This window comes from Streptomyces cyaneochromogenes, assembly GCF_003963535.1.
Classification (GTDB): domain Bacteria; phylum Actinomycetota; class Actinomycetes; order Streptomycetales; family Streptomycetaceae; genus Streptomyces; species Streptomyces shaanxiensis.
This window is the reverse complement of the sequence record NZ_CP034539.1, coordinates 8,144,485-8,168,647: the sequence shown is the minus strand read 5'-3', so window position 1 is coordinate 8,168,647 and position 24,163 is coordinate 8,144,485. Positions and strand designations below refer to the sequence as shown.

Sequence of the window (24,163 nt, the reverse complement as noted above, 5' to 3'; positions counted from 1 at the left end):
GGCGGCGGCTTGCCCCCTCGCCGCACCCGGAGCACCCTGTTGTCATGGGTGCTGACAACGGCCCTGGCCCTACGCTCATCAGCTCCGTCCAGCGCGCGTTCCGCCTGCTGGAGGCGGTGAGCGCGCACGAGAACGGCGCGCCGGCCAAACAGCTGGCCCGGGAGACGGGCCTGCCCCTGGCCACGGCGTACCACTTGCTGCGCACGCTGGTCCACGACGGATACGTGCGCAAGCTCGCCGACGGCGGGTTCATCCTGGGCGAGCGGCTCCAGACGCTGCACACGGCGGGCCGGACGCAGGCGCTGCTCAGCCGGATCCGGCCCACGCTCGCCGCGCTGCGGGACGAACTGTCGACCGCGGCCTATCTCACCTTCTACGAGGAGGGGGAGATCCGGGTCGCCGAGATCGTCGACGGGCCGCGCGCTCCCCGGGTCGATCTCTGGGTCGGGTTCGAGGACGCCGGGCACGCCACGGCGCTCGGCAAGTCGGTGCTGCGCGAGCTGGACACCGAGTCGCGCAAGGAGTACCTGTCCCGGCACACCCTCTCCGACCTCACGCCCAGGACGATCACCGATGCCCCGGAGCTGATCCGGCGGATCGACTCCTCGCCCATGGCGCCGGCCGTCACGGACATGGAGGAGTACTCCCTCGGCACGGTCTGCGTCGCGGTCCCCGTCTACAGCGGGACCACGCTCGGCTCGCTCGGCGTCTCGCTGCGCAAGGACCGGCTCTCCCGGCTGGAGGAGGTCAGGGCGCGGCTGATCCCGACCGCGAGCCGTGTGACCAGGGGGCTGTCGCTCACTATCTGAAATCCCGCGCCTTGTCCCGTCCGGGGTCGAGCCCGTTTCCTAGACGAAACGGACATTTCCAAGGGTTCGTGCGCCCTGCCCCGGGTGCAGCACCCCCGCACAGGTGAGGACAGCGGACGAGACATGCGCCAGGCCCCGCACCATGGTCACGATCACTGGCCGAGGCGATCGGTCGCCGCTCTGCCCCTTCTGCCCATCGTGATCGTCTCCGCCGTCGTGCTCGTCGACCTCGGCGGCTCCGGGATGACCTGGCTGCCGCTGCTCGCCACGGGACCGGCGCTCGCCGCGACGACCAACGGGCCGCGCGGGGTCCTCTGTGTGGGGCTGCTGGGCGCGGCCGTGGGCGCGGTCCTCGGCATCCGCGACGATGCTCCCGACGACCAGCTGGCGGTCGTCCTGGCCGCGCTGCTGGCCGTCACCCTGGCGGGCTGCCTGGCCAGCGCGCTGCGCGGGCGGCGCGAGCGGGTGCTGGCGGCGGTCCGCTCCGTCGCCGAGGCCGCCCAGCACGCGCTGCTGCAGCCCATACCGGCGACGGTCGGACCGTTCCGGGTGGCCGTGCGCTACAGCGCCGCCGCCGCGGAGGCCCGGATCGGCGGCGACCTCTACGCGCTCGTGTCGACGCCGTACGGGGTCCGGATGATCGTCGGCGACGTGCGCGGCAAGGGGCTGCCGGCCGTGAGTACGGCCGCGCTCGTGGTCGGGGTCTTCCGTGAGGCCGCCTACGACGAGCCCGACCTCCTCGCCGTCGTCGCGCGGATCGAGCGGAGCCTGGCGCGCAACCTGGGCAGCGACGACTTCGTGACCGCCGTGGTCGCCGGGTACCCGCGGGAAGGGCAGCTGGAGGTGGTCAACTGCGGCCACGCGCCGCCGCTGCTGGTGCGCGACTCCGGCGTCGTCCCGGTCGACCCGGACCGTCCGGCCCCGCCCCTCGGGCTGCGCACGCTCTCGGGCGAGACGCCCGCGCTGCAGGTGCTGCCCTTCGCCGACGGCGACCAGCTGCTGCTGTACACCGACGGCGTCACCGAGGCCCGCAACCACGCCCGCGAGTTCTACCCGCTCGCCGACGGCCTGGCCCGGCACACCTGCGAGGAGCCGTCCCGCACCGTCACCGCCCTCCACGACGAACTGCTGGCCCACGTGGGCGGCCGCCTCCACGACGACGCTGCCCTGCTTCTCCTCCACAAGCCGGCCGCCGCCCCCGAAGCCCCCGTCCTCCACGCGCCGGCCGAGTCCCACGAAATGGACTCGTGCTCGCCCCGGATCGGCTGACCGCCCGATCCTCCCCCCGTCAGCCCGGGGCGAACCCCGTCCCCGTCCCCGTAACCCTGCCCACCCCCACCCAACGGTGTTAAAAAAGACGCATGGCCGGATTCCTCGGCCGCCTGCGCTCGCTGTTGAGCGCGCGTACCGTCGCCCGGCAGGTCTTCATACTGCAGGCGGCGATCGTCGCGCTCCTCGTCGTCGCCGCGGTGGTGGCCCTGGTGCTGCAGGTCCGCACCGATACCGAGCGGGAGGCCCGCAACCGCTCCCTCGCCGTGGCCGAGGCGTTCGCGAACGCGCCCGGTCTCGTCGAGGCCCTGGCGGACCCGGACCCGACCGCGCTGCTCCAGCCGCGTGCGGAGGCGGCCCGCAAGGCGACCGAGGTGGACTTCGTCGTCGTGATGACCAAGGACGGGATCCGCTACACCCACCCCAACCCCGACCGGATCGGCCGGCACTTCGTCGGCACCATCGCCCCGGCCGCGGCGGGCGGGATCGTACGGGAGACGTACACCGGAACCCTGGGCCCGTCCGTGCGGGCCGTGGTCCCCGTGACCGACGGCGAAGGCAAGGTCGTCGGCCTGGTGGCCGCCGGGGTGACGCTGGCCAGCGTGGGCGGCGTCGTGGACAACCAGCTGCCGATGCTGCTCGGCGCGGCGGCCGCCGCGCTCGTCCTCGCCACCGCCGGGACCGCGCTGGTCAGCCGGCGGCTGCTGCGGCAGACGCACGGGCTGGGGCCCGCCGAGATGACCCGGATGTACGAACACCACGACGCCGTTCTGCACGCCGTACGGGAGGGCGTGCTGATCCTGGACGGCAAGCGGCGCCTGGCGCTGGCGAACGACGAGGCGCGCCGGCTGCTCGGGCTGACCCCGGACGCGGAGGGGCGGCCCTGTCTCGCCCTGGGCATCGGCAGCGACCTCGCCCGGCTGTTCGCCTCCGGCCGGGAAGCCACCGACGAGGTGCACCTCACGCAGGGCCGGCTGCTCGCCGTCAGCCAGCGCTCGACCGACCGGGACGGCGGACCCCCCGGCAGTGTGGCGACGCTGCGGGACACCACCGAGCTGCGCACCATGACCGGCCGGGCGGACGTGGCCCAGGAGCGGCTGAAGCTGCTGTACGACGCGGGGCTGGAGATCGGCACCACCCTCGACGTCACGCGCACCTCGCAGGAGCTGGCCGACTTCGCGGTGCCGCGGTTCGCCGACTTCGTCTCCGTCGATCTCGCGGACCCGGTCCTGCGCGGCGGGGAGCCGAAGCAGGGCCGCACCGACATGCGCCGGGTCGCCTTCCGCGGCGTGCGGGAGGGCAGCCCGCTCTTCCCGATCGGCAAGCTGATCCACTTCGCCCCGGCCACCCCGCAGGCCTTCGGCTTCGGCACGGGCAGGACCGTGCTGGAGGCGGACATGCCCGCCTTCTCCGGCTGGCAGGAGCAGGATCCCGACAACGCCCGCAGGATCGTCGGCTTCGGGATCCACACGATGCTCACGGTTCCGCTGCGCGCCCGCGGCGTCATCATGGGCATGGCCACCTTCTGGCGCGCCGACCGGCCCGAGGCCTTCGAGCAGGACGACGTCTCCCTGGCCGAGGAGCTGGTGGCGCGCGCCGCCGTCAGCATCGACAACGCCCGCCGCTACACCCGCGAGCACACCCTGGCGGACACCCTCCAGCGCAGCCTGCTGCCCCGGGCCCTGCCGGAGCAGAGCGCCTTGGACGTCGCCTACCGCTATCTGCCCGCGCACGCGGCCCAGGGCGGCGTCGGCGGGGACTGGTTCGACGTCATCCCGCTGCCGGGGGCGCGGGTGGCGCTGGTCGTGGGGGATGTCGTGGGGCACGGCCTGCACGCGGCGGCCACGATGGGGCGGCTGCGTACGGCGGTCCACAACTTCTCCACCCTGGACCTCCCGCCCGACGAGCTCCTCGGCCATCTGGACGAGTTGGTCGCCCGCATCGACCAGGACGAGGGCGGCGACGGCGAGATCGCGCCGGTCACCGGAGCGACGTGCCTGTACGCCGTGTACGACCCGTCCACCGGGCTGTGCACCCTCTCCCGCGCCGGCCACCTCGAACCGGCCCTCGTCCACCCGGACGGCGAGGTCGAGTTCCCGAGCGTCCCGGGCGGGCCGCCGCTGGGCCTGAGCGGCAGCCTGCCCTTCGAGGCGACCGAGCTGCGGCTCGCCGAGGGCAGCGGGCTGGTCCTGTACACGGACGGGCTGGTCGAGCACCAGGCGCGGGACATCGACGAGGGGCTGGAGCTGCTGCGCGGGGCGCTCGCCGCGGCGCCGCCGACGCACGGCCGGACGCCGGAGGAGACCTGCAAGGCGGTCCTGGAGGCCCTGCTCCCGGAGCGGCCGCGCGACGACGTCGCCCTCGTCGTCTCCCGGACGCGGATGCTCAGCCCCGACCGCACGGCGGCCTGGGACGTCCCGGACGATCCCGCCGCGGTGGCCCGGGTCCGGGCGGCGGCCACGCGGACGCTGGACGACTGGGGCCTGACGGAGGAGGCGTTCACGACCGAGCTGATCCTCAGCGAGCTGGTCACGAACGCCCTGCGCCACGCCACCGGCCCCATCCGCGTCCGCCTGATCCGCGACCGCGCCCTGATCTGCGAGGTCTCCGACGCCAGCAGCACCGCCCCGCATCTGCGCAGCGCGGCGACGACGGACGAGGGCGGCCGGGGGCTGTTCCTGGTGGCCCAGTTCGCCGAGCGCTGGGGCACGCGGTACTCGGCGCACGGCAAGGTGATCTGGACGGAGCAGCCGCTGGCGGGAAGCCCAGGGAGCGACCCGACCGCGCTGTAACGGCCGTAACGCGCGATACGACGGCAGTCAGTGGCCTCAGGCCTTGCGCGTACGCGGCTCCTTCTGCGCGAGAAGCTGTTCGCGCAGTGCCGTCAGCTGGTGGGAGTGCTCCCCGGCCCGGGTCTCGTCCAGGGTGGTCAGGGCGAGTACGAGCGCGTCGGCGACGACCAGGCCGGTGAGGGCCTCGTTCGTGTTGCCGGTCGGGGTGTGGGGCGCGGTGAGGACGGCGTCGACCCGGTCCTCGAAGACCTCTCCCAGCTCAGGGAGACGATGGTGATGCGGCGCGGCACGCTGGTCGAGCAGGGCCCGACGGACCGGGTGCTCGGCGCGCCCCAGGACCCGTACACCCGTCCGTCGCCGGCCTCCGTACCGCGCCGGGGATGGGATCCGGCCGACGCGGTACGGGCCAGGGCGGAGGCGGACGCCGCCTAGCCGCACGGGGGCTCAGTCCCCGTGCGCCTCCAGCGCCGCCCGCACGCCCGACTCGAGCGCACCCTCGATCCACGACGGCTTCACCGACGTGTGGTCCCCGGCGAAGTACAACGGGCCCTCGGGGGTGCGGATCGCTTCCAGCAGTTCCGTGTGCTGGCCGGGGAGAAGCACGGACGCCTCCCCGTACGCGTACGGGTCGCGCAGCCAGCTCTGTGTGCGCCCGGCCCCGGTGTAGAACACCTCGACGCGCTGGCCGTAGACCTGTTGCAGGCCCCGCAGCGCGTGCGGGTAGCGGGCGTCCTCGTCGAGGGAGTCCCAGCGGGAGGCGTCGTCGGCCCAGCTGTAGGAAGCGAGGACGACGCCGCCCTTGCTGCCCTCGATCGGGTGGGAGGGGTTGATCATGAACCGGTTGGAGTTGTCGGAGACCGAGCCGCCGCCGATGATGTGCGCCGCCTCGGGCTGGTCACGGGTGCCCCAGCGGTTGGCGGCGTAGTGCACGCGCTGCGCCTCGCTGATGTGGCCGTCCGGGACGGAGGGGTGGGCGCCGAGGAGGCTGCCGTCGGCGGGCGCCTTGCCCTTGCGGTAGTCGTCGTAGAGGCCGGGCCGTACGGAGTCGAGCTCGCGCTTCCAGTCGGCCTCCGTGAACTCCCACCAGCGCAGGCCGAATTCGAGCAGCACCTTGGTCGCGCTGTCGTAGTGCAGCTCGGCCACCGCCCGCCGCTTCCGGTACGACATCAGCGGGCTGACCTGCACCTGCCTGAGCCCCGAGAACGGCACCGTGACGATCGCGAGGTCACCGGTGAACCCCTCGCGCACGACCTTGCCGTCCCGGCCCTCGGAGACGGTGTCGATCCAGACGTGCGGGCCCTTGGCGCCCACGTGGGAGGTGTCGTCGGCGCCGGGCCGGCCGGGGGCCCAGTACTCGATGTGCGTGGCCCGCCGGTCGAGGCGCAGGACGTCGGCGACCTCCTTCAGCAGCGCGTCGGGAAGCGTCGCCGTGCCGCCGACCAGCTCCCAGAACGCGGTGTCCGGGCTGATCAGCGACTGGCTGATGAAGCTGTGGATGAAGGAGAGCGGCAGCCGTGAGGTGAGGTTCTCCAGGGTGCCGATCAGGTCGATGGTCCGCTCGTCGAAGCCGGCCTCCTCGGTCAGGAAGCGGTACATCGACCAGTCGCCGTACTTCTGCACGACCCGCGCCCAGCCCTTGACCCGCTCGGGCATCGGCTTGTCGACGCGTTTGCCGTCCGGGCCGACGGTGCTGAACTCGTCGCGTACGGGGTCCAGGGCCCGGCGCAGGATGGTCGAGGAGGGCGTGTCCCAGTACTCGCGGGGCACGCCGAAGGAGCGGTTGATCCTGCGCGGCTCCTTCGCGTACGCGGAGCGGCGCACGCGGACGCCGTTGACGTGCAGCCAGGCGTTGTTGACGGGCTTGCCCTCGCCGTCGACGTCGACGAGGTGGAACCGGCGGCGTTTCACACCGAGTTGGTCGATCAGTTGCATCACCAGCGGGTGGCTGCCGGGGATGCGCATGGCGCCGGCCTCCGCGTACTGGGCGGGGTCGGCGAAGGCCTGCGCCGCGTGCTCGTGCCCGCCGGTGCGGAAGGTCTTGATACGGCCGCCGACGCGGTTGCCGTTGGCCTCGACGAGGGTGACGTGGTGCCCGGCCCGCTTCAGCAGCCAGGCGGCGACCAGGCCGGCCGGTCCTGCGCCCACGACGAGGATCTTTCTCGCGGTCTTCGTCGCCGTGCGCGGGAGTCCGGAGTCGAGGATCCTGCGGTACTCCGGCACGAGCGGCCGGTCGTGTTCGTCGACCACCAGCAGGGCGCGGGCGACGGCCAGGCAGGTGTCCCAGTCGGCGGTGGACTTCGGTCGGTGAGGGGCGGCGGGCGCCGCGGGTGCGGCGGCCGCCGACGCGGGAGTCAAAGCGGCGAGGGCGACGGCCGTCGTGGCGGACGCGGTCGCGAACGTCCGCCGGGAGAGGGAAGTCGGGCCGTCGGACGCGCGGTGATTTTCCATATGCCCTGGATACGGGGGCAGTTGGGGTTTCGGGAGCCATCCGTCGGTTGATCACCTGAACGGGCAAGCGCACCATCGCACACCCGCGCCGGGCGTGCGTCCGCACGCGGGTTTGTAAAGCACGTATGACGAAACCGTTGACGGAGACATGCCCCACTTTTATCTTCTGACCCAGCAACGATCGGAATCACGAACTCCGTTCGAAATCACGGACAGAATTACGGATAGGGACGGTTTCGTATGCCCCGGATGTCTCACCGGTCGCTCAGGAAACGCCGCAGATCACTGATCCTCTGTGTGCTCACCGCCCTGCTGGCCCTGGTGGCGACCACACAACCGGCGTCCGCGGCGGACGGCCGCCCGTACACGAACCCGCTGAAGTCGTTCAAGGGCGCCGACCCCTGGCTGCAGTACCACGACGGCAACTACTACCTGATCACCACGACGTTCACCGGCATCCTCGGCATCCGCAAGTCGCCGACCCTCGCGGGCCTCGCCACCGCGCCCAACGTGCAGGTGTATGCGGACACCACGTCGACGCGCAACACCAACTTCTGGGCCCCGGAAATGCACCTCCTCAACGGCCGCTGGTACGTGTACTACTCGGCCGGCCAGAGCGGCGTCGCCTGCTGCGACTCGCAGCGCACGCACGTCCTGGAGAGCGCCGGCACCGACCCGATGGGGCCGTACACCTACAAGGGCTCGCTCACCGGCTCCAATCTCACGCCGGGCGGCTGGCTGATCGACGCGAGTGTGCTGCAGGCGAACAACAAGCTGTACCTGGTGGGCAGCGGGTTCATCAACGGCAGCACGCAGAGCCTGGTCATCGCGCCCATGAGCAATCCGTACACCCTCGCGAGCAGCACCTTCACCATCATCTCCAGCCCGACCCTGGACTGGGAACGCTCCGGCAGCCCCGTCAACGAGGGCCCCGAGCCGCTCTACCACAACGGCCGCACCTTCCTGACGTACTCCGCGAGCTTCTGCGGTACCGCCGACTACAAGCTCGGCCAGCTCGAGCTGACCGGCTCCGACCCGCTCAACCCGGCATCCTGGACCAAGAAGCAGACGCCCGTCTTCCAGCGCAGTGACGCCAACAGCGTCTACGGCCCCGGCCACAACGGCTTCTTCACCTCGCCCGACGGCACCGAGAACTGGATCGTCTACCACGCCAACTCCGCGTCGAACGGCGGCTGCGGCAACGGACGCGCCACCCGCGCCCAGGAGTTCACCTGGAACGCCGACGGCACCCCGAACTTCGGCACCCCCGTCGCCCTCGGCACCACGCTCCCCGGCCCGTCCGGCGAGACGGCCGCGACGCCGACGTCGTACACCCTCGTCAACCGGGGCAGCGGCAAGTGCCTGGATGTGAACGGCGGCAACACCGCCGACGGCACCAACATCTTCCAGTGGACCTGCACCGGCGGCGCCAACCAGAAGTGGCGGGTCGAGGACCTCGGCGACGACACCAACCGGCTGGTCAACGTCGCCACCGGCAAGGTGATGGACACCGCCGCGTGCTCCGCCGCCGACGGCGCCGACATCCGGCAGTGGTCCTGGCTCAACAACAAGTGCCAGCGCTACCGCCTCGTGTTCACCGCGAGCGGCGACTACGTGCGGATCGTCAACGAGTCCAGCGGCAAGGTCGCCGACGTCGCCGACTGCGGCACCGCGAACGGCACCGACGTACGGCAGTGGACGTGGCTGAACAACAACTGCCAGCAGTGGCGCCTCGTACCCGCGACCTGATCTTCCGACTCCCGCATTGGAGAAGCACCTTGAGACGCAATGCCGTACGGCTGCTCATGGCCGTCCTGATGGCCCTCGCGGCCTGCCTCGCCGGGCCCGGTCCCGCCGCCCGGGCGGCCGTGCCCGCCTCCCCCGCCGTGACCTTCACCAACCCGATCGCGCTGCAGCGCGCCGATCCACACATCTTCAAGCACACCGACGGCTTCTACTACTTCACGGCGACCGTTCCGGCGTACGACAGGATCGTCATGCGCCGGGCCACCACTCTGCAGGGGCTCTCCACCGCCCCGGAGACCACGATCTGGACCAAGCACGCGAGCGGTGAGATGGGCGCCCACATCTGGGCCCCGGAGATCCACTTCATCGACGGCAAGTGGTACGTCTACTTCACCGCCGGCTGGTCCAACGACAAGTGGCGGATCCGGCCGTACGTCCTGGAGTCCAGCTCCGCCAACCCGCTCACCGGCACCTGGACCGAGAAGGGCCGCATCTCCCTGCCCCTGGACACCTTCTCGCTCGACGCCACGACGTTCGTGCACAACGGCACCCGCTACCTCAGCTGGGCGCAGAACGACCCCGCCGTCGGCGCGGGCACCAACATCTACCTGGCCCGGATGTCCAGCCCATGGACCATCACCGGCAGCCCCGTGATGATCGCCCGGCCCACCCACGCCTGGGAGAAGGTCGGCGCGACGGTCAACGAGGGCCCGGCCTTCATCCAGCACGGCAGCAAGGTCTTCATGACCTTCTCCGCCAGCGCCACCGACGCCAACTACTGCCTCGGCCTGCTGACCGCCGACGCCACGGCCGACCTGATGAACCCGGCGTCCTGGACCAAGAACCCCGAGCCGGTCTTCAAGAGCAACGACGCCACCGGCCAGTACGGTCCCGGTCACAACAGCTTCACCGTCTCCGAGGACGGCAAGTCGGACATCCTCGTCTACCACGACCGCGACTACAAGAACATCAGCGGCGACGCGCTCGCCGACCCCAACCGCCGCACCCGCTTCCAGAAGCTGTACTGGAAGGCCGACGGCACCCCCGACTTCGGCATCCCGGTGGCCGACGGAGTCACGCCGCAGCGCTTCTCGTCGTACAACTTCGCGGACCGGTTCATCCGGCACTGGGAGTACCGCGCCAAGATCGAGGCGAACGTCTCGCCGCTCGCCGACTCGCAGTTCCGGGTCGTCACCGGTCTCGCCGGCACCGGCACGGTCTCCCTGGAGTCGGCGAACTTCCCCGGCTACTACCTGCGGCACAAGAACTCCGAGGTGTGGGTGGAGAAGAACGACGGCACGGCGTCGTTCGCGTCCGACGCCAGCTTCTACAAGCGGGCGGGACTGTCCGACTCGGCGGGGGTCTCGTACGAGTCGTACAACTACACGGGGCGCTACATCAGGCACTACGCGTACCTGCTGTACATCCAGACGCCGAGCACGGCGACGGACAGGGCGGACGCCACGTTCTACGCCCAGTGAGGCACCACCTCACCAGGTGAGGTGCAGACGGTACGGAGAGCGGTGGATCATCGTCGGTCGCATGGTGACCGGGTGGTCCACCGCCAGCCGTATGCCGGGAAGTCTGCGGGTCAACTCCTCAAGGGTCAGGCGCAGTTGCTCGCGGGCGAGCTGTGCGCCCGGGCAGCCGTGCACGCCGAGGCCGAAGGCGAGGTGGCGGCCGGGGGTGCGGGTGATGTCGAAGGTGTCCGGGTCCGGATGGCGCCCGGGATCGCGGTTGGCGGCGCCGAACGCCACGAACACCTCGGATCCGGCCGGGAGTTCGGTGCCCGCCACGGTGACCGTGCGGGTGGTGACCCGGCGGAAGCCCTGGAGGGCGCTGTCGTAGCGGGCGGCCTCCTCGACCGCCGCGGGGATCCTCTCGGGCTCGGCGCACAGCAGCTCCCACTGGCGGGGATGCCGCAGGAGGTGCATGACGCTCGTGCCGATCAGGGCGGTGGTCGTCAGGTGGCCCGCGATGAGCAGGTTCTGGAGGTGGGCGACGGCTTCGTGCCGCTGCTCCAGGGTGAGTTCGCCCTCGGTGCCCTTGGTGGCCCCGGTGGCCTCGGCGCCCTCGGCGACCGACGCGACGATCTCCGTGACCAGGTCCTCCCGGGGCCGTGCGTGCCGCTCGCGGACGTACCGGTCGAGGATGTGCTGCATCGCCACGACGTCCTCGGCGGCGGCGATCTGCTCGTCCTCCTCCAGCGGACGGAACAGCAGTTCCTCGGCGCGACGGCCGCCGTGCACGACGGCCGGCACGTCGGCGGGGTCGAGGCCGACGATCCTGCCGATGACGTCGCCTGGAAGGCGCTGGGCGTAGGCCGACATCAGCTCGACCCGGCCGTTCTTCGGGTCCAGGGCGAAGGCGTCGACCAGAGCGGCGGCGCGCTCGGCGGCGTAGGGCAGGACGGCGGCGACCCGGGACGGGGACAGCCCGCGCACGATGGGGGCCCGCAACCGCTGGTGCCGGGCGCCGTCGGAGGTGACGACGACGGGCCGCCCGCCGAATCCGCCGCCGAGGACGGCGAGCGCGGCGGGCGAGGGCAGCACGTCGGGCAGAAGGCTGTTCGCCGACGAGAAGTCCTGCGGCCTGCGCAGCACTTCGCGTACGTCGGCGTCCCGGGCGACCAGCCAGGCATCGAGCTCGGGGACGCGGGTCAGTCCCTTCGCACGGCGGGCGCGGTCGTAGTGCGGGTAGGGATCGCGCTGCAACTCGTCGCGTACGTCGTGCGGTTGACCGTCCACGAAACGCCCCTCCCCCGACGGTGGTGCGGGTCGCGCTCATCGTGCCGTACGGGTGTACGGATGCGGTAGACGGCGTATCGGCGGCCGCCCCCGGCCCGCACGCTCCGTCAGAAGACGACGGACCAGCCCTCCCGCCCGGCCTGCTCGGCGGTGTAGGAGACTCCGTCGACCTTGCTCCTCCTGGCGTCGAGGAGGCTGATCTCCCCGCCATGGTTGCCGAGTTGGGCGCCCCCGCTCAGTCGGACGGTGAGGCAGGCGCCGGCGGCGAGCGGGCCGGGCGGGACGGCGGACCGCTGACCGAGCCGGTCCTGGAGGTGCCAGCCGGTCAGGTCGACGGCGTCGGGCGAGGCGTTGAGAAGGGTCACCGTCTCGGCCTCGGGGGCCGGGCCGCGCGGGTTGACCAGGGCCGCGACGATCCGGACGGGCCGGCTGCCGGGCACCGGACGTGAGCCGTCGACGTCCTCGACGGCATGGCCGGTGACGTCGTCCGTCTTCCAGGACTGGCTCTGGAAGGCGAGGAAGATGCCGACCCAGCGGGACCGCGCCGGGAAGTGGATGAGCATCCCGCCGTCCTGCCAGACGCCGTCGTCGTCGCGGAAGCGGCGGCTGTTGCCCTGGTTCATGTGGATGTCGTGGACGCCGTTGCCGGGCTGGAAGCCGAAGACCTTGTCCTTGACCCTGGCCTCGGGCCCCCAGCGCTCGCCGAACAGATACACGCGGGCCTCGGAGTCGGCCACCGCGCGGCGGACGGAGTGGTCGAGGAGGTCGGCGAGGTCGTTGTCGGGGCCTTCGAGGTCCGGGGGCAGCTTCCGCAGCAGGGCCGGGTCGAAGAGGTTGCCGCGCACGTAGTCGAGGTTCGGGCCGCCGGGTCCGGCCGGCAGGGTGTGCCAGCCGCTTCCCAGCCCCGCCAGACGGTCCGTGATCGGGTGCCGGAAGTCCTCGCTGACGAAGTAGAGCAGTTCGGAAGGCTGCTGCTGGGAGAGGACGTTGACTGCGGCACGGTAGTTCGTGCCGCTGTCGTCGGTGAGGTGGATCTGGTAGTGCGGTGTGTCGTCGGCGCCCTCGCGCCGGGTGTCGACGGCCCGTGCGATGAGTACGCCGTAGGTCTTCAGTGGCATGGCGACCAACTCCCCCTGAAGGCGGGCGGAATGCCCACCCTTGGGGGGAAGCGTAAGGGCAGGGCCCGGTGTCCGAAGCCGAGTTCACCTCACGTACGTCCGCCCGCCGACATCCGGCTGGACCGCCTGCACGACCCGTATACGACCGCGCCGTGACCAGCCCGGATTCCACAGGACCGTTCCGTAAGATCGCCCCCGTGGCGAACTTCCTCCTCGAACGCACGGTTCCGCTCCCCCTCCCGGAGGCGTGGCGCCGCCTGACGGAGTGGCCCCGCCATGCCGACGTCGTCCCCCTGACCCGCGTCCGCGTCACGACCCCCGAACCGACCCACGAGGGCACACGCTTCGTGGCCCGCTCCGGTCTCGGCCCGCTCTCCTTCGAGGACCCGATGGAGGTCACGGTGTGGCAGCCCCCGGGTGACGACACCCCGGGCCGGTGCCGGCTGGAGAAGCGCGGGCGCGTGATCACGGGCTGGGCCGAGATCGAGGTGCGGCCCGGGCCGGGCGGACGTGCGCGGGTGGTGTGGCGGGAGGAGCTGCGGGTGCGGTTCGTGCCGGGGGTCTTGGACGGTGTGGTGGAGCGGGCGGCCAGGTATGTGTTCGGGCGGGCGATGAACCGGTTGCTGAGGCGGGCGTGACGCCCGTCGAACGATCCCGCTGGGACGACCACTTCGCGCGGGGGCGAGGCTTTCGGGGCGTCCGTGAGCGGGAACTGCGGCTGCCCGGCCAGGCGGTGCGCCCCGCGCGGGCACCCGGGCCCTGGGCATCGGCTGGACTTCGAGGACGCGGCCGAGGTGCGGGCCAGACTGCCGCGAGCCGGTTTCGACCTCGTGGCGATGCGACTCGTCATCGCCTTCATGGCGGAGCGGGCGGTCGGGGAGCGAGGGCGGGAGGTGCCGGCACCCGGCGAGGCGCGGTGTTTCCTGCTGCGGGCGTGAGGCCCCGGAATCCGCCGTTCCAGAGTGGGCGCCATGACGGAGGCTGAGGCAACGGGCATGGGGCCGGACGAGGTCGAGGCGCTCGCCGTGGACGGGCTGCGGTGGCTGCTGTCGGGTGCGCGGGAGGCGGGGAACGGTGGGCTCGGCTGGCCCGTCCGGAGGTCGGACGCCGAGGTCGACCCGATGTTCTACAACGGTACGGCCGGGGTCGTGCCGGTGCTGCTGGAGGCGTGGCGGCACTTCGGTGACGACGCGTATGCCGACCTCGCGCTGCGCGCCGCGCGTTCCCTCGCGGACGTGGTCGACGCGTACCCGGACGACTCGCTCTACTTCGGTCTCACCGGCATCGCGCTCGCCCTGCGGACCCTCCATCGTGAACTCGGCTGCGCGGACGCCGGCCTGGCCGCCGGTCGTGCCCTCGACCGGGTGCGGTCACGGTTCGACGGGACGCGCTGGGGCGAGCTGTTCGAGCTGATGGGCGGCAACGCGGGCATCGGGCTGGGCGCGTTGGCGGCGGGCGACGCCGAGCTGGCCGTACTGGCGCTGGAGCCGTACGCGCGGACGGCCGAGGCGACGAGCGCGGGCGTCACATGGGAGTTCCGGCGGGGTGTCGAGTCGCGGCTGCACCACATGTCGCACGGCACGCTCGGGATCGCGTACGCGTTGGCCGCCGTGGGGTCGGCGACCGGCCGTACGGATCTCACCGAGCTGGGGCTGGCCGGGGTCGCGGACGTCGTGGCCCGCGACGAGGGCGGCCCCGAGGGGTTCCTCGTGCCGCACTCCGACCCCCAGCGGCTGCCCGACCTGATCGACCGCCACAGCTACGGCTGGTGCCACGGCCCGGCCGGCGACGCGCACGCCTTCCGGCTGCTGCGGGACCTCACCGCCGATCCCGCCTGGTCGGCCCTCGCCGACCGCTGCTGGCACACCGTCACGCACTCCGGTCTGCCCGGGCGGCTGCGCCCCGGCTTCTGGGACAACAGCGGCCGCTGCTGCGGCACCGCGGGCGTCCTCGCCCTCGCCTGCGACCGGATCGCCGAGCAGGGGGACTCCCCCGGGTTCGCGGACGTCCTCGTCGCGGACATCGCCGCCCACGCCACCCGGGACGCCGACGGCGCCCGCTGGTCCAACGTCGAGTTCCGTGCCACCCCGAGCGCCCGGGAACCGGAGACCGGGTGGGCCATGGGCAGTTCGGGGATCGTCCGTGAGCTCCTGCGGTACGTCAGGATCGGCCGGGGCGGTGAGCAGGCGTACGCCTTCTCCTGGCCCGACCAGCCGGTGCCGCGAGCTCAGGCCACCGACCCGATCCGCCCCGTCGGCGACGACGTGGACGTGGCGTCGTGATGGATCGGCGTGTGCGCGCCGGTCAGTGAGACGCCGCTGCCGCCGCGCCGGTCGGCGACGATCTCGGAGGCGATCGACAGGGCCGTCTCCTCGGGCGTACGGGCGCCGAGGTCCAGGCCGATCGGGGAGCGGAGGCGGGCCAACTCCAGTTCGCTGACGCCGACTTCGCGCAGTCTCTCGTTCCGGTCGAGATGGGTGCGGCGCGAGCCCATCGCGCCCACGTACGCCACCGGGAGGCGCAGGGCGAGCCGCAGCAGGGGTACGTCGAACTTGGCGTCGTGCGTGAGGACGCACAGGACGGTCCTGCCGTCGACCCGCGTGCGCTCCAGGTAGGTGTGCGGCCACTCGACGACGATGTCGTCGGCCTCCGGGAAGCGCGCCTTCGTCGCGAAGACGGGGCGGGCGTCGCACACCGTCACGTGGTAGTTCAGGAACTTGCCGATCCGCACCAGCGCCGACGCGAAGTCGATCGCGCCGAAGACGATCATCCGGGGCGGCGGGACCGAGGACTCGACGAGCACGGTGAGCGCGGCTCCGCAGCGCGAGCCCTGTTCGCCGATCTCCAGGGTGCCGGTGCGGCCGGCGTCCAGGAACGCGGCCGTCTGCGCCGCGACCGTGCGGTCCAGTTCGGGGTGGGCGCCGAAGCCGCCCTCGTAGGAGCCGTCGGGGCCGGCCAGAAGGGCGAGGCCCATCAGGTCAGGCGGCCCGGACACGATCCGTGCCAGTGCCGCCGCCTCCCCGCCCGCGGCCGCCCGCAGCGCGGCCGCGAGCACCGGGCGGGCCGGATCGGCGGCCCGTACCGGCGTGACAAGGATGTCGATGACGCCGCCGCACGTCAGGCCGACCGCGAAGGCGTCGTCGTCGCTGTACCCGAAGCGCTCCAGGACGGTCTCGCCGTCCTGGAGCGCTTGTTGGCACAGGTCGTAGACCGCGCCCTCCACACAGCCGCCGGAGACCGAGCCGACCGCCGTGCCGTCGGCGTCCACCGCGAGTGCGGCGCCGGGCCGGCGGGGTGCGCTGCCGCCGACCGCCACCACGGTGGCCACGGCGAAGTCACGTCCCTGCTCGACCCACCGGTGCAGATCTTCGGCGATGTCCAGCATCTGTCGGTCTCCTCAACGCTGTTGTGCGGAGGGCGGTTCAGGCACCGGCTAGTGCACCCCCATCCAGCTCTCAATGGGATTGAGGGCAAAGAAGACCAGGAAGATGCCTGTCAGGGCCCACATAAATGCCCCGATCTCCCTTGCCTTGCCCTGAGCGATCTTGATGGCGACGTACGAGATGACGCCGGCCGCGACGCCCGCGGTGATCGAGTACGTGAACGGCATGATCACGACCGTGAGGAACACCGGGATCGCGGTGGCCCGGTCGGCCCAGTCCACGTGCCGTGCGTTCATCATCATCATGGCGCCGATCACCACCAGGGCCGCCGCGGCTACCTCGCCCGGCACGATCGCCGTGAGCGGAGTGAAGAACAGGCAGGCCGCGAAGAACAGGCCGGTGACCACCGAGGAGAGCCCCGTACGGGCACCCTCGCCCACGCCGGTCGCCGACTCGACGAACACCGTCTGGCCGGAGGCCCCGGACACGCCGCCGATCGCACCGCCCGCGCCGTCGATGAACAGCGCCTTGGACAGGCCCGGCATCCGGCCCTTGTCGTCGGCGAGCTTGGCCTCGGTGCCGACGCCGATGATCGTCGCCATGGCGTCGAAGAACCCGGCGAGCACGAGCGTGAACACGATCATGCCGACCGTCATGGCACCGACCTCGCCCCAGCCGCCGAACTCGACGTTGCCGAAGATCGAGAAGTCCGGCATGGACACCGCGCTGCCGTGCAGTTCGGGAGCGCCGCTGGCCCACTGCTTGGGGTCGATGACGTCGAGTGCGTTGAGGGCGACCGCGAGGACGGTGCCGCCGACGATGCCGATCAGGATCGCGCCGGGGATGCCGCGCGTTTGGAGCATGAAGATCGCGAGGAGCGTGGCGGCGAAGAGCAGCACCGGCCAGCCGGCCAGTTCACCGGCCGGGCCGAGGCTGAGCGGGGTCGCCTCGCCCTGATGCACGAAGCCGGCCTTCACCAGGCCGATCAGGGCGACGAACAGGCCGATGCCCATGGTGATCGCGTGCTTGAGCGCGAGCGGGATCGCGTTCATGATCATCTCGCGCAGGCCGGTGACGACCAGCAGCATGATGACCACGCCGTACATCACACACATGCCCATGGCCTGCGGCCACGTCATCTGCGGGGCGACCTGCGAGGCGAGCACGCCGGAGACGGAGAGGCCGGCGGCGAGGGCGAGCGGCACCTTGCCGAAGAAGCCCATCAGCAGCGTGGTGAAGGCCGCCGCGAACGCGGTCGCGGTGATCAGTGCCTTCTGCGCGAGGGTGTCCCCCGCCGCGTCCTTGCCGGACAGGATGAGGGGGTTGAGCAGGAGGATGTACGCCATCGCCATGAAGGTGGTGATGCCGCCGCGCACCTCGCGCGCGATCGTGGACTCTCTCTTGGTTATGTGAAAGTACCGGTCGAGCCAGGACCTGCCGGCCGGGACGCGAGTGCCTTCTCCCGCGTCTTCGGCTGCGGTCGCCGGCTCAAGTGACTGCTGGGTCATGTGGGCCTACTCCCAAGGTTCAAAGGGGCACCCGCGTGTTGCGTGGAAGATTGCGGGATTTGGGAAGGTGCTGCGGCCGCACGACCCGGGGGACGGCCCGAGACGAACGAACTGGGTACTCCGGGCGGCGCGGCGAAGTGTGACGTTCCCGGCGCCGCCCGGAGAGTTCCTACTGGGTTTCCTTACGCCGTGCCGGTGAGGTGTTCCGGTCGTACAGGCGTCCGGTCGAGCTCCAGCCCGGTCGCGCTCCGGATCGCCGCGAGGACGGCCGGGGTCGACGACAGGGTGGGGGCCTCGCCGATGCCCCGCAGCCCGTACGGGGCGTGGTCGTCGGCGAGTTCGAGCACGTCGACGGGGATGGTCGGCGTGTCGAGAATCGTGGGGATGAGGTAGTCCGTGAAGGAGGGGTTCCGCACCTTCGCCGTCCTGGGGTCGACGACGATCTCCTCCATGACCGCCACGCCGAGACCCTGGACCGTACCGCCCTGGATCTGGCCGACGACGGACTGCGGGTTGAGGGCCTTGCCGACGTCCTGGGCGCAGGCCAGCTCGATCACCTTCACCAGGCCGAGCTCGGTGTCGACCTCGACGACGGCGCGGTGCGCGGCGAAGGAGTACTGGACGTGGCCGAAGCCCTGGCCGGTGCGCAGGTCGAAGGCCTCGGTCGGACGGTGCCGCCACTCGGCCTCGATCTCGACCGTCTCGTCCTCGAGGACGTCGACCAGGTCGGCGAGGACCTCGCCGCCGTCGGTGACGACCTTGCCGCCCTCCAGGAGCAGCTCGGCGTCGGCCCAGGCGGGGTGGTAGGAGCCGAACTTGCGGCGCCCGATCTGAAGGACCTTCTCCCGGACCAGCTCGCAGGAGTTCTTGACCGCGCCACCGGTGACGTACGTCTGCCGGGAGGCCGAGGTCGAACCCGCCGAGCCGACCCGCGTGTCCGCCGGGTGGATCGTCACCTGGGCGACGCCCAGCTCGGTGCGGGCGATCTGCGCGTGGACGGTGACACCGCCCTGGCCGACCTCCGCCATCGCGGTGTGCACGGTGGCGACGGGCTCACCGCCGACGACCTCCATGCGCACCCTGGCGGTGGAGTAGTCGTCGAAGCCCTCGGAGAAGCCGACGTTTTTGATGCCGACCGCGTAGCCGACGCCGCGTACGACGCCTTCGCCGTGCGTGGTGTTGGAGAGGCCGCCGGGCAGCTGCCGTACGTCCGCGCCCTCGCTGCTCTCCCACTGGCGCTCCGGCGGGAGCGGCATCGCCTTGACGCGGCGCAGGAGTTCGGCGACCGGCGCCGGGGAGTCGACCCGCTGCCCGGTCGGCATGACGGTCCCCTGCTCCATGGCGTTGAGCTGCCGGAACTCCACCCGGTCCATGCCCACCGCGTCGGCCAGCTTGTCCATCTGCGCCTCGTAGGCGAAGCACGCCTGGACGGCGCCGAAGCCGCGCATGGCGCCGCAGGGCGGGTTGTTGGTGTAGAGGGCGACGGCCTCGATGTCGACGTCGTCGACCGCGTACGGTCCGATGCTGAGCGAGGAGGCGTTGCCGACGACCGCCGGGGAGGCGGAGGCGTACGCGCCGCCGTCCAGCACGATCCGGCACTTCACGTGGGTGAGCTTGCCGTCCTTCGTGGCGCCGTGCTCGTAGGAGAGCTTGGCCGGGTGACGGTGGACGTGCCCGAAGAAGGACTCGAACCGGTTGTAGACGATCTTCACGGGCTTGCCCGTGCGCAACGCCAGCAGGCAGGCGTGGATCTGCATCGACAGGTCCTCGCGGCCACCGAAGGCTCCGCCGACGCCGGACAGCGTCATCCGGACCTTGCTCTCGGGCAGGCCGAGGACGGGCGCGATCTGGCGCAGGTCGCTGTGCAGCCACTGGGTGGCGATGTACAGGTGGACGCCGCCGTCCTCGTCCGGCACGGCGAGGCCGGACTCCGGGCCGAGGAAGGCCTGGTCCTGCATGCCGAAGGTGTACTCGCCCTTGACGACGAAGTCGGCCCGCTTCGCGGCCTCGGCCGCGTCGCCGCGGAAGATCGGCTGGCGGTGCACGATGTTCGGGTGCGGGACATGGCCGGCGTGGGGGTCATCTCGGCCCTCGTGGACCAGGATCGCGTCCGGGGCGGTCGCGGAGGCCTCGTCGGTGATGACGGGCAGCTCGCGGTAGTCGACCTTGATCTTGGCCGCGGCCCGGCGGGCCGTCTCCGGGTGGTCGGCGGCGACGATGGCGACCGGCTCGCCGTGGTGGCGTACCTTGCCGTGCGCGAGGACCGGGGTGTCCCGGATCTCCAGGCCGTAGTTCCGCACGTCGGTCGGCAGGTCGTCGTACGTCATGACGGCGTAGACGCCTGCCGTGGCGAGGGCCTCGCTCGTGTCGATGGACACGATCTCGGCGTGCGCGACGGTCGACCGGAGGATCTGGCCCCAGAGCATGTCCTCGTGCCACATGTCGGACGAGTACGCGAACTCGCCGGTGACCTTGAGGGTGCCGTCCGGGCGGAGGGTCGACTCGCCGATGCCGCCCTTGGTCCTGGACCCCTGGGTGATCTTGGTGGGAGCGCCGTTGGTGGGCATGTGGCTCAGACCGCCTCTCCCTGCCGGGCAGCCGCGAGGCGGACCGCGTCCATGATCTTCTCGTAGCCGGTACAGCGGCACAGGTTGCCCGAGAGGGCCTCGCGGATGTCCGCGTCGCTCGGGCTGGGGTTGCGCTCCAGCATCTCGTCGGCGGCGACCAGCAGACCCGGGGTGCAGAAGCCGCACTGGACGGCACCGGCGTCGATGAACGCCTGCTGGATCGCGGAGAGTTCGGTGCCCTCGCCGGTCTGCGAGTCCTGCCCCTTGGCGGCCCTCCCCCAGGCTTCGCCCGAGGGGACCCCCGGCTGGGCGTCCTGAAGCGAGGTACCGCACGCACCGGTCGCGCAGCCGCCCTCGGCACGCTGCTTGGCGTAGTCGGCGAGCCCCTCGACGGTGACGACCTCACGGCCCTCGACCTGCCCGGCGGCCACCAGACACGAACACACCGGAACCCCGTCGAGACGAACGGTGCAAGACCCGCACTCGCCCTGCTCACAGGCGTTCTTCGAGCCCGGAAGCCCCATCCGCTCGCGCAGCACGTACAGCAGGGACTCGCCCTCCCAGACGTCGTCGGCTTCCTGCGGACGTCCGTTGACAGTGAAGTTGACGCGCATCAGGCGACCCCTTCCACGTGAGCGGCGGTGCCGCGGTACGACTCCCAGGTCCAGGTCAGCGTGCGGCGGGCCATGATGCCGACCGCGTGGCGGCGGTAGCTCGCCGTGCCCCGGACGTCGTCGATCGGGTTGCAGGCGGCGGAGCACAGGTCCGCGAACCGCTGGGCGACCGACGGGGTGATGATCTTGCCGTTGTCCCAGAAGCCGCCCTCTTCGAGCGCCGCGTTCAGGAACTCCTCGGCGGCCTTGGCACGCACCGGGGTGGGCGCGGCCGAGCCGATCCCGGTCCGTACGGTGCGCGTCTCGGGGTGCAGCGCGAGACCGAAGGCGCACACGGCGATGACCATGGCGTTCCTGGTCCCCACCTTGGAGAACTGCTGCGGCCCGTCGGCCTTCTTGATGTGCACGGCCCGGATGAGCTCGTCGGCGGCGAGCGCGTTGCGCTTCACGCCGGTGAAGAACGCGTCGATCGGGATCAGCCGGGTGCCACGCCGGGCCGACTCGACCTCGACCTCGGCGCCGGCCGCCAGCAGGGCGGGGTGGGCGTCGCCGGCCGGGGAGGCGGTGCCGAGGTTGCCGCCGACGCCGCCGCGGTTGCGGATCTGCGGGGAGGCCACCGTGTGCGAGGCGAGAGCGAGACCCGGCAGTTCGCCGCGCAGGTTCTCCATGATCCTCGTGTAGGGGACCGAGGCCCCGAGCCGCACGCTGTCCGCGCCGACCTCCCACTCCTCGAGGTCGCCGATGCGGTTCAGGTCGAGGAGGTACTCGGGCCGGCGGTGGTCGAAGTTGATCTCGACCATCACATCGGTGCCACCCGCAATCGGCACAGCGGTGGGGTGCTCGGCCTTGGCGGCGAGCGCCTCCCCCCAGCTGGCGGGGCGAAGGAAGTCCATGACCGACTCTCTCCTTCGTCTGGTGGGTCGTACGGTTTGAGCCAGATCAGGTGCGACGGGCCCGGCTCGTTCATGTGTTGTTAACGAGGACTGACGTCAGTACACAGCGCCGAACTCCGACCCTGTCAGTCACGGAAACCATGAAGGAGTTGGCTGGCCAGGGCGGGCATCTTGTAGATTCGTATGAACAGAGGTCACCAGTAACCTCCTCGTTTTTCCGTGGAAACGTGCGTTACAGCCCTTGTGACCAGGGACACAGCCGGAACACAGCCCGGCAGACGCCGGTCACCACCCACAGGTCCTCGAACGGGCCGCTCACATCACGACCCTCATAGATCCATCGTAGATTTCGAGACAAAGAACGGCGGCGACGAGAATGCGGCTGCGCGCACTGCTGGACACCGACGCGCTGGGCCTCAAGCTGCTCGGCGGCGAGGACGAGCTGGACCGCACCGTGCGCGGTGTGATGACCACCGACCTCAGGGACCCCAGCCGCTATCTCTCGGGCGGTGAGCTGGTGCTCACGGGGCTGGCCTGGCGGCGGAACGCCGCGGACTCCGACCCTTTCGTGCACCTCCTGGTGCAGAACGGCGTGGTGGCGCTGGCCGCGGGCGAGGCCGAGCTCGGGGACGTACCCGACGACCTGGTCCTGGCCTGCGCCCGCCATCGGCTCCCCCTGTTCGCCGTGCACGAGTCGGTGGCGTTCGCGACGATCACCGAGCACGTCGTACGGCAGGTGAGCGGCGAGCGGGCCGGGGACCTCGCGGCCGTCGTGGACCGGCACCGCCGGATGATGACGTCGGGCCCGGCGGGCGGCGGCCCGGACGTGGTCCTCGACCTCCTCGGCTCGGACCTGGACCTGCGGGCGTGGGTGCTGTCGCCGACGGGGCGGCTGATCGCGGACCCGAAGGTCGCGGCCCCGGCGCTGCCCGCCGAGGTGTGCGCGAGGCTGGCGGCGGAGCAGTTGTCGGCCGCCCGCACGGGCCGCCGCGGCCCGCACCGGATGACCCTCGGCACGACGACGTACTCCCTGTTCCCGATCCGCAGCAGCGGCCGCGCCCCGCAGGCCGCGCGGGACGTGCGCGAGACCGTGCTGTCGGACTGGCTGCTGGCCGTGGAGGCGGACGCGAGCGACTGGCCCGAGGAGCGGCTCGACCTCCTCCAGGGCGTCACGCAGCTGATCTCGGTGGAGCGGGACCGCAGGGACGCGGCGCGCACGGTCCGCCGCCGCCTCGCCCAGGAGGTCCTGGAACTGGTCCAGACGGGCGCGGCCCCCGCGGAGATCGCCGCCCGCCTGCGGGTGGCGGCCCCGGTGCTGCTGCCGGGCCTCGGCGCGGCCCCGCACTGGCAGGTGGTCGTGGCCCGCGTCGAATGGGACGGCGGCGAGATCGAGGCGGGCCCGATCGCCCAGTCCCTCCTGGAGGAAATCCTGGTGGACCCCCTGGCGACCGGCCCGGAACCCTCCGACCGCATCGCCGTGGCCCACATGGGCGACGAGGCCATCGCGCTGGTCCCCCTGCCGGCCGTCTCCACGGAGCACGACGGCTCGGAGGCCGGAATCCTCGCCGACGCGCTCCTCGACACGATCCGGGAACCGCTGTCGGCGGGCCTGGACGACGACGGCCGGGTCACCCTGGGCGTCAGCGCGGCGGTGCACTCGGCGGAGGGCCTGCGCGGCGCCCTGGAGGAGGCCCGGCACGCCCGCCGGGTGGCGGCGGCCCGTACGGGCCGGGTCTGCGCGGCAGGCCACCAGGAACTCGCCTCGCACGTCCTGCTCCTGCCGTTCGTACCGGACGACGTACGCCGGGCCTTCACGGCACGCCTGCTCGACCCGCTCCGGGAGTACGACCGCCGCCACCGCGCCGAACTGATCCCCACCCTGGAGGCCTTCCTGGAGTGCGACGGCTCCTGGACCCGCTGCGCGACCCGCCTTCACCTGCACGTCAACACGTTGCGCTACCGAGTGGGGAGGATCGAGCAGTTGACGAGCCGGGACCTCTCGCGCCTGGAGGACAAGCTGGATTTCTTCTTGGCATTGCGGATGAGTTGACCTCGCGGAACCCCTCGCACGGGCGGCACGGGGATGGCACCAAGTGCCGCCCCTGTCCCACGACTTTGTGAAATCCTTCACCCACCCTCTTGGCCGGGCCCGGAGATTCGTGCTGAGATGCCGCCACCACTCAACAGCTCGATGGCGCGCTGGAGGGACAGTGCCCGGCGACGCCGGTGAGCAGGGCGTGGTGCGTGCAGTTGCGAGGCGGAGGAGCCG

Annotated in this window: 17 protein-coding genes and 1 pseudogene; 9 read left to right on the top strand and 9 right to left on the bottom strand. The window is 71.7% G+C overall.

Annotated features, from left to right (window positions below; genetic code table 11):
* Positions 1 to 44: 44 nt before the first annotated feature.
* The 3 genes from EJ357_RS36940 to EJ357_RS36930 all read left to right on the top strand — a co-directional run bounded on the left by EJ357_RS36940 (position 45) and on the right by EJ357_RS36930 (position 4,870).
* A complete protein-coding gene (locus EJ357_RS36940) occupies positions 45 to 809 on the top strand; it encodes an IclR family transcriptional regulator (protein WP_126396012.1) in 765 nt (254 codons plus the stop codon).
* A gap of 123 nt (positions 810 to 932) precedes the next feature.
* Positions 933 to 2,078, top strand: coding sequence for a PP2C family protein-serine/threonine phosphatase (locus EJ357_RS36935; protein WP_126396011.1), 1,146 nt, complete (start codon positions 933 to 935; stop codon positions 2,076 to 2,078).
* 92 nt (positions 2,079 to 2,170) lie between these two features.
* Complete coding sequence (locus tag EJ357_RS36930) at positions 2,171 to 4,870, top strand: SpoIIE family protein phosphatase/ATP-binding protein (protein ID WP_126396010.1); 2,700 nt, start codon at positions 2,171 to 2,173, stop codon at positions 4,868 to 4,870.
* A gap of 36 nt (positions 4,871 to 4,906) precedes the next feature.
* On the opposite strand, the pseudogene EJ357_RS49690 reads toward EJ357_RS36930, so the two are convergent.
* Positions 4,907 to 5,131, bottom strand: a pseudogene (locus EJ357_RS49690) (MurR/RpiR family transcriptional regulator); the annotation flags it as partial.
* Positions 5,132 to 5,314: 183 nt separating this feature from the next.
* Positions 5,315 to 7,318, bottom strand: a complete 2,004-nt coding sequence (locus tag EJ357_RS36920) for a flavin monoamine oxidase family protein (RefSeq protein WP_126396009.1) — start codon at positions 7,316 to 7,318, stop codon at positions 5,315 to 5,317.
* A gap of 240 nt (positions 7,319 to 7,558) precedes the next feature.
* On the opposite strand from EJ357_RS36920, the gene EJ357_RS36915 reads away from it, so the two are divergent.
* Complete coding sequence (locus EJ357_RS36915; RefSeq protein WP_126396008.1) at positions 7,559 to 9,067, top strand: family 43 glycosylhydrolase; 1,509 nt, start codon at positions 7,559 to 7,561, stop codon at positions 9,065 to 9,067.
* 56 nt (positions 9,068 to 9,123) lie between these two features.
* Entirely contained in the window at positions 9,124 to 10,545 is a 1,422-nt protein-coding gene (locus EJ357_RS36910; RefSeq protein WP_126400510.1) for a family 43 glycosylhydrolase, read from the top strand.
* Between the two features lie 9 nt (positions 10,546 to 10,554).
* On the opposite strand, the gene EJ357_RS36905 is transcribed toward EJ357_RS36910, so the two are convergent.
* Together EJ357_RS36905 and EJ357_RS36900 are read right to left on the bottom strand one after the other, a co-directional pair.
* Positions 10,555 to 11,811 (bottom strand): cytochrome P450, encoded by a 1,257-nt coding sequence (locus EJ357_RS36905; protein WP_126396007.1) that lies wholly within the window; start codon positions 11,809 to 11,811, stop codon positions 10,555 to 10,557.
* A gap of 107 nt (positions 11,812 to 11,918) precedes the next feature.
* Positions 11,919 to 12,929 carry a DUF2278 family protein gene (locus tag EJ357_RS36900; protein ID WP_126396006.1) on the bottom strand — a complete coding sequence of 337 codons (1,011 nt, stop codon included), beginning with the start codon at positions 12,927 to 12,929 and terminating at the stop codon, positions 11,919 to 11,921.
* A 197-nt stretch (positions 12,930 to 13,126) separates the two neighbouring features.
* Between EJ357_RS36900 and EJ357_RS36895 the strand changes: the two genes are divergently transcribed.
* The 3 genes from EJ357_RS36895 (at position 13,127) to EJ357_RS36885 (ending at position 15,211) form a co-directional block, all read left to right on the top strand.
* Entirely contained in the window at positions 13,127 to 13,567 is a 441-nt protein-coding gene (locus EJ357_RS36895) for an SRPBCC family protein (protein ID WP_126396005.1), read from the top strand.
* 63 nt (positions 13,568 to 13,630) lie between these two features.
* Positions 13,631 to 13,867: a hypothetical protein gene (locus tag EJ357_RS36890; RefSeq protein WP_126396004.1), complete on the top strand. Its 237-nt coding sequence runs from the start codon at positions 13,631 to 13,633 to the stop codon at positions 13,865 to 13,867.
* A gap of 33 nt (positions 13,868 to 13,900) precedes the next feature.
* The gene (locus tag EJ357_RS36885; protein ID WP_126396003.1) at positions 13,901 to 15,211 is read left to right on the top strand and encodes a lanthionine synthetase LanC family protein; all 1,311 of its coding nucleotides are present in this window, start codon (positions 13,901 to 13,903) and stop codon (positions 15,209 to 15,211) included.
* Here EJ357_RS36885 and EJ357_RS36880 read toward each other — a convergent pair.
* The 5 genes from EJ357_RS36880 to EJ357_RS36860 form a co-directional block, all read right to left on the bottom strand.
* On the bottom strand, positions 15,157 to 16,314 hold the full coding sequence (locus EJ357_RS36880) for an XdhC family protein (protein WP_126396002.1): 1,158 nt from the start codon (positions 16,312 to 16,314) through the stop codon (positions 15,157 to 15,159). The genes EJ357_RS36885 and EJ357_RS36880 overlap by 55 nt on opposite strands.
* Positions 16,315 to 16,362: 48 nt before the next feature.
* Positions 16,363 to 17,820, bottom strand: a complete 1,458-nt coding sequence (locus EJ357_RS36875; RefSeq protein WP_126396001.1) for an NCS2 family permease — start codon at positions 17,818 to 17,820, stop codon at positions 16,363 to 16,365.
* Positions 17,821 to 18,002: 182 nt separating this feature from the next.
* Positions 18,003 to 20,387, bottom strand: a complete 2,385-nt coding sequence (locus EJ357_RS36870) for a xanthine dehydrogenase family protein molybdopterin-binding subunit (RefSeq protein WP_126396000.1) — start codon at positions 20,385 to 20,387, stop codon at positions 18,003 to 18,005.
* Between the two features lie 5 nt (positions 20,388 to 20,392).
* The gene (locus EJ357_RS36865) at positions 20,393 to 21,001 is read right to left on the bottom strand and encodes a (2Fe-2S)-binding protein (protein ID WP_126395999.1); all 609 of its coding nucleotides are present in this window, start codon (positions 20,999 to 21,001) and stop codon (positions 20,393 to 20,395) included.
* Positions 21,001 to 21,894 (bottom strand): FAD binding domain-containing protein, encoded by an 894-nt coding sequence (locus tag EJ357_RS36860; RefSeq protein ID WP_126395998.1) that lies wholly within the window; start codon positions 21,892 to 21,894, stop codon positions 21,001 to 21,003. Before EJ357_RS36860 ends, EJ357_RS36865 begins: the two co-directional genes overlap by 1 nt.
* Before the next feature lie 376 nt (positions 21,895 to 22,270).
* Here EJ357_RS36860 and EJ357_RS36855 point away from each other — a divergent pair, with 376 nt between their 5' ends.
* Entirely contained in the window at positions 22,271 to 23,944 is a 1,674-nt protein-coding gene (locus EJ357_RS36855) for a PucR family transcriptional regulator (protein WP_126395997.1), read from the top strand.
* Positions 23,945 to 24,163: the final 219 nt, after the last annotated feature.

Excerpts from the sequence above, each read along its gene's own strand:
- EJ357_RS36885 (WP_126396003.1), top strand. The coding sequence starts at position 13,901 with ATGACGGAGGCTGAGGCAACGGGCATGGGGCCGGACGAGGTCGAGGCG.
- EJ357_RS36910 (WP_126400510.1), top strand. The coding sequence starts at position 9,124 with ATGGCCGTCCTGATGGCCCTCGCGGCCTGCCTCGCCGGGCCCGGTCCC.
- EJ357_RS36870 (WP_126396000.1), bottom strand. The coding sequence starts at position 20,387 with ATGCCCACCAACGGCGCTCCCACCAAGATCACCCAGGGGTCCAGGACC.
- EJ357_RS36930 (WP_126396010.1), top strand. The coding sequence starts at position 2,171 with ATGGCCGGATTCCTCGGCCGCCTGCGCTCGCTGTTGAGCGCGCGTACC.
- EJ357_RS36900 (WP_126396006.1), bottom strand. The coding sequence starts at position 12,929 with ATGCCACTGAAGACCTACGGCGTACTCATCGCACGGGCCGTCGACACC.
- EJ357_RS36920 (WP_126396009.1), bottom strand. The coding sequence starts at position 7,318 with ATGGAAAATCACCGCGCGTCCGACGGCCCGACTTCCCTCTCCCGGCGG.
- EJ357_RS36940 (WP_126396012.1), top strand. The coding sequence starts at position 45 with ATGGGTGCTGACAACGGCCCTGGCCCTACGCTCATCAGCTCCGTCCAG.
- EJ357_RS36915 (WP_126396008.1), top strand. The coding sequence starts at position 7,559 with ATGCCCCGGATGTCTCACCGGTCGCTCAGGAAACGCCGCAGATCACTG.
- EJ357_RS36865 (WP_126395999.1), bottom strand. The coding sequence starts at position 21,001 with ATGCGCGTCAACTTCACTGTCAACGGACGTCCGCAGGAAGCCGACGAC.
- EJ357_RS36880 (WP_126396002.1), bottom strand. The coding sequence starts at position 16,314 with ATGCTGGACATCGCCGAAGATCTGCACCGGTGGGTCGAGCAGGGACGT.
- EJ357_RS36855 (WP_126395997.1), top strand. The coding sequence starts at position 22,271 with ATGCGGCTGCGCGCACTGCTGGACACCGACGCGCTGGGCCTCAAGCTG.
- EJ357_RS36875 (WP_126396001.1), bottom strand. The coding sequence starts at position 17,820 with ATGACCCAGCAGTCACTTGAGCCGGCGACCGCAGCCGAAGACGCGGGA.
- EJ357_RS36935 (WP_126396011.1), top strand. The coding sequence starts at position 933 with ATGCGCCAGGCCCCGCACCATGGTCACGATCACTGGCCGAGGCGATCG.
- EJ357_RS36860 (WP_126395998.1), bottom strand. The coding sequence starts at position 21,894 with ATGGACTTCCTTCGCCCCGCCAGCTGGGGGGAGGCGCTCGCCGCCAAG.